We start from the raw sequence: 4,320 nt of genomic DNA on the forward strand, positions 1-4,320 counted from the left end.
CCGCCGCCAATCACCATGATATCCAACCCTAAAGGATCAATGGCGTTAACAGGATTCCCCCCGACATAGGTATAAGTATTTGGTCCGCCCGCCAGCCCGATAGGATCACTGGTGAGGTATCGTCCAAGACTGAAATCATAATCCCTGAAGTAGTTGTAGTAATGCTGTGCCTCACCACCCTGTATCTGCCCCGGAAACCGCAAATTTACAACAGTCTGCTCTCCATCGCTATCCGGATCAGTATCCGGCGCTGTCTGCCCAAACGCATCACTATCCCAGCGCCAGACAACAACTTCATTACCATCAGTTCCAATACGTGGCGTGTTCAAGTGGTCCGTGTGCAGATAAGTCAAGACCCTACCCGCGACACTGGCGCTACCTGAACCGAAACTTCGAGAGCTGCTTTAAGTCTCTGGCTGGTGCCGCCCATTCAGTGCGCTCTGTCTGCGAGCAACTCGGAAAGCGCTGGGCCCACGGAATCCGCGACTGCGAGCACTACCTATCCCCGACGATCACTTCCTAAAGTTTTGTCTTTCCTTAAAAAATACCGTCACGGGCTTCCTCGACGTGCTGTTACACCCCAATAAAGCTGTTTGGCACAATTCCATAAAGGACATCAGATCTAAGGAACCTCTGAATAAGTCCCGGACGGATGGGTTAAAATAGCATCGAGTCAACGACAGTAGCAAAAGCCATGCACCAAGTCAGCTTTGCTAAAGCCGAATATCGCAACAAGCGCCGCAAGACCCGTCGGGAGATGTTTCTTGAGCGGATGGAATCCCTTGTTCCATGGCAGCTCCTGGAAGCGAAGATCGAGCCCTTCTACCCCAAGGCCGGATACCCACTACGGGTCATGCTGCGAATCCATTGCATGCAACTGTTCTACAACCTCAGTGATCCCGCAATGGAAGACTCACTCTACGAGATTGAGTCTATGCGCCATTTTGCGGGATTGACGCTGACAGACCGAATTCCGGATGAAACCACCATTCTCAACTTCCGCCACTTGCTTGAACAGCACCAGCTTGGTCGCCGGCTGTTTGAGGAGATCAATAATCACCTTAAGAACCTTGGCATGCTGCTGAGAGAAGGCAGCATCGTGGATGCCACCATTGTCGGCCTTGGCTGCTGGGCCCATGTACGACGCAAATTTATCGACGCCCAAAAAGCCACCGGCAAAGGCAAGCGCAGCCGTGCGGACACAGCCATCCACCTGATCGGCAAACTGTACAAAACCGAAAAACAAATCCGCCACCTGCCTGCGGAAGAGAAAACCCGGATACGACAGGAAAGGGCAAAACCACAACTGGAAAAGCTCAAAACCTGGCTGGATAAAAACCTCCCACAGGTCCCCCCGAAGAGCACACTGGGCAAAGCCCTGCACTACCTGGCGGGACAGTGGAAAAGGCTGACCATCTATATCGAAGACGGCCGTCTGGAAATCGACAACAACGGCATAGAACGGTCCATCCGCCCCTTTGCCGTTGGCAGAAAAAACTGGCTCTTTGCCAACAGCCAGGCTGGAGCGAAAGCCTCAGCGGCACTCTACAGCTTGATTGAAACCGCCAAACTCCACGGACACGAACCGTACCGCTATCTCAGGCAGGTGTTTACAGAACTGCCCAAGGCGCAGAGTGTGGAGGAGATAGAGCGGCTGCTGCCGTGGAATCTTGCCTGCATATCAGATGAGTGATGGCAATGGGGTGGTAGATTTACCGCTTACATGCTACTGATGGTGCCGGTGAAGATGACTGTGGTTGTTGGAGAATCCTTGAACGCCGCAATAGTTGGTGGGATGGGGATCAGATATACTACGAATACCTTGAATGCCTACGCGAATGTAGGGAAGAACAAAATCAGTGTGAAAATTAATCAATAAGTGGTCAGATATGAATAAAGAATTAGCTGAATTTGTAGCGCGTATAGCCTTCAAAAATTCGTCGGAACTATCAAAGTTGATACCGTTTCTGAAAGATCATCTTGATCAAGATGAATATGAAGAATATGCCAAAACAATTTCAAAAATTACAGGGTTGGTTGGCACTGAAATTTTGTTGAAAATTTTTGAAGAACACCCTGATATTGATGAAAGCTTCAAGGACACCATCAAAAAATATGGAAGACTACCCTAACAGTTTGGCTTAGTCTTCCATTAGATACTTGACCATCTGTTCGTGACGATCAAGAAAGTCTTTAGTAACAGCGTAGTGTTCGGTATCTTCATACTTAACCACGTCAATGCCAGTTTCTGTGAATTGGTAAATTTTGGCGCGTGGGTACGCCAATAATATTGGGGAATGGGTCGCAATAATAAACTGTGACTTTTCTTCAACTAACTGATGAATAGCAGACAGTGCAGCCATTTGACGCGATGGCGATAAAGCTGCTTCTGGTTCATCCATGATGTACAGACCATTACCTTGCAGCTTGTTTACAAGGGTTGCCATAAATGATTCACCATGTGATTGCTGGTGAAGCGATTTCCCGCCATACATTTTCAAGTACCCAGTTTCATCCATTAGCGTGGCAAGGTTGTAAAAACTTTCAGCGCGTAAAAAGTACCCATCTTCAGGATGCTTGAAACTTTTTATCGTCTTTAGATAACGATGAAGTGGCGAATGTGTACGCTTTGTTGCAAAAGTAGATTGTTTAGTTCCACCTTCAGGATTGAAGCCCATTGCAATAGCAATGGCTTCAATTAATGTAGACTTCCCTGTTCCATTTTCACCAACAAAGAACGTTACATCAGGGTGAAACTCAAGGAAATCCAGTTCCCTAACTGCTGGAATGCAAAACGGATAATCGTTATGGGCATCTACTTCATCACGTTTGAACTGGATTTCACGTAGGTATGGCTTTTCATCAAATTTCATTGTGCCATCTAATTTTCACACTGATTTTGTTCTTCCCTACATTCGCGTAGGCATTCAAGGTATTCGTAGTATATCTGATCCCCATCCCACCAACTATTGCGGCGTTCAAGGATTCTCCAACAACCACAGTCATCTTCACCGGCACCATCAGTAGCATCATCAATTGCATCGGATATGGCTTCACCAACACCTTGTGCAGCTTCCGAACAAGCAGAATTTAATGCGCAGTATGCCGCTGCTGCTGCGGCAGCAATCGCTTCACACCCACCCGCAGCACATATACCCGGAATGACTAAAGGCGCTAAAAGCCCTGATGGGTCTGTACGATCAATCGGGCTGCCTTCAGCATAGTTGTAAAGGTGATTCAAACCACCATTATTCGGAATAGTTAAAACGCCTATCTGTTGGGCAAGTCTTAACTGGGGATCATTACTGCGACCCAATACATCCAACAAGTCTGACTGGATATACCTTCCAAGACTCGAGTCATAATCCCTGAAGTAGTTGTAGTAATGCTGTGCCTCACCGCCCTGTATCTGCCCCGGAAACCGCAAATTTACAACAATCTGCTCTCCATCGCTATCCGGATCAGTATCCGGCGCTGTCTGCCCAAACGCATCACTGTCCCAGCGCCAGACAACAACTTCATTACCATCAGATCCAATACGCGGCGTGTTCAAGTGGTCCGTGTGCAGATAAGTCAAGGTTCTACCTTGAACCTCCCCTTCGCTAAAGGTCGTTACAATCTGTGCCACCGGCATGTTGTCCAGGTAGATGTAGTCAGTCTGGCTCTGGATATCCGTGCCGTTGGCAGCGATATTGGTCTCAGCAAGATACTGTCCACCCAAGTCGTAGTGCAGCAGGTTGTCCTCGCTCTTGTCCGTACGCACACGCTGACCCAGAGCGTTGTAGAAGTAAGTCGCTTTGAGTTCGCCCTCTTCGCTATAGGTTTTTAAGCGGTTGGTGTAATTGTAAGCGGCTCCAGATAGATCCTTGACAATAGCTCTAACTGAACCGCAGCTTCGAAGCCGCAAGTCTCTGGCTGGAGCCGCCCATTCAGTATGCTCTGCCAGCGAGCAGATCGGAAAATTCAGAGCCCACGGAATCCGTGATTGTGAGCGCTACCTATCCCCGACGATCACTTCCTAAAGTTTTGTCTTTCCTTGAAAAATACCGTCACGGGCTTCCTCGACGTGCTGTTACACCCCAATAAAGCTGTTTGGCACAATTCCATACAGGACGTCAGATCTAATAACCCAAATAGCAGCCCCTAGAAACATCAGAGTAAGTGTGCAATGGTCTTCCCATCAATTTTTTAATTTATGGGTGTCCATTTTTACTTTACTCCCTCCAGAGCCAGAAAGTCGGATAGCAGCGCTTTGCTGAGCGTTGGAACCCGAAGAGATATACCATTGGGCAGTACAATTTCTGCAGGTGTAGGCGCAAC

5 protein-coding genes and 1 pseudogene are annotated in these 4,320 nt (G+C 48.1%); 3 read left to right on the forward strand and 3 right to left on the reverse strand.

Going from position 1 to position 4,320, the window contains the following annotated elements:
• On the reverse strand, window positions 1-353 hold a 353-nt coding region (locus tag BM155_RS16610), incomplete at its 3' end, for an RHS repeat-associated core domain-containing protein (RefSeq protein WP_302848376.1).
• A gap of 341 nt (window positions 354-694) precedes the next feature.
• Here BM155_RS16610 and BM155_RS17645 point away from each other — a divergent pair.
• The 3 genes and pseudogenes from BM155_RS17645 to BM155_RS16620 form a co-directional block, all read left to right on the forward strand.
• Window positions 695-1,117: pseudogene (locus tag BM155_RS17645) on the forward strand (transposase); the annotation flags it as partial.
• A complete protein-coding gene (gene tnpC, locus BM155_RS17650) occupies window positions 1,100-1,693 on the forward strand; it encodes an IS66 family transposase (RefSeq protein WP_254773224.1) in 594 nt (197 codons plus the stop codon). The pseudogene BM155_RS17645 and the gene tnpC, both read left to right, overlap by 18 nt.
• Window positions 1,694-1,889: 196 nt before the next feature.
• Window positions 1,890-2,132 carry a hypothetical protein gene (locus BM155_RS16620; RefSeq protein ID WP_067152743.1) on the forward strand — a complete coding sequence of 81 codons (243 nt, stop codon included), beginning with the start codon at window positions 1,890-1,892 and terminating at the stop codon, window positions 2,130-2,132.
• 9 nt (window positions 2,133-2,141) lie between these two features.
• Here BM155_RS16620 and BM155_RS16625 read toward each other — a convergent pair whose 3' ends face one another.
• Together BM155_RS16625 and BM155_RS16630 are read right to left on the reverse strand one after the other, a co-directional pair.
• Window positions 2,142-2,873: an AAA family ATPase gene (locus BM155_RS16625; RefSeq protein WP_067152741.1), complete on the reverse strand. Its 732-nt coding sequence runs from the start codon at window positions 2,871-2,873 to the stop codon at window positions 2,142-2,144.
• Between the two features lie 8 nt (window positions 2,874-2,881).
• Window positions 2,882-3,907, reverse strand: a complete 1,026-nt coding sequence (locus BM155_RS16630) for an RHS repeat domain-containing protein (protein ID WP_074904447.1) — start codon at window positions 3,905-3,907, stop codon at window positions 2,882-2,884.
• Window positions 3,908-4,320: the final 413 nt, after the last annotated feature.

Source organism: Microbulbifer thermotolerans (assembly GCF_900112305.1).
Lineage (GTDB): Bacteria > Pseudomonadota > Gammaproteobacteria > Pseudomonadales > Cellvibrionaceae > Microbulbifer > Microbulbifer thermotolerans.

Excerpts from the sequence above, each read along its gene's own strand:
- BM155_RS16625 (WP_067152741.1), bottom strand. The coding sequence starts at position 2,873 with ATGAAATTTGATGAAAAGCCATACCTACGTGAAATCCAGTTCAAACGT.
- BM155_RS16620 (WP_067152743.1), top strand. The coding sequence starts at position 1,890 with ATGAATAAAGAATTAGCTGAATTTGTAGCGCGTATAGCCTTCAAAAAT.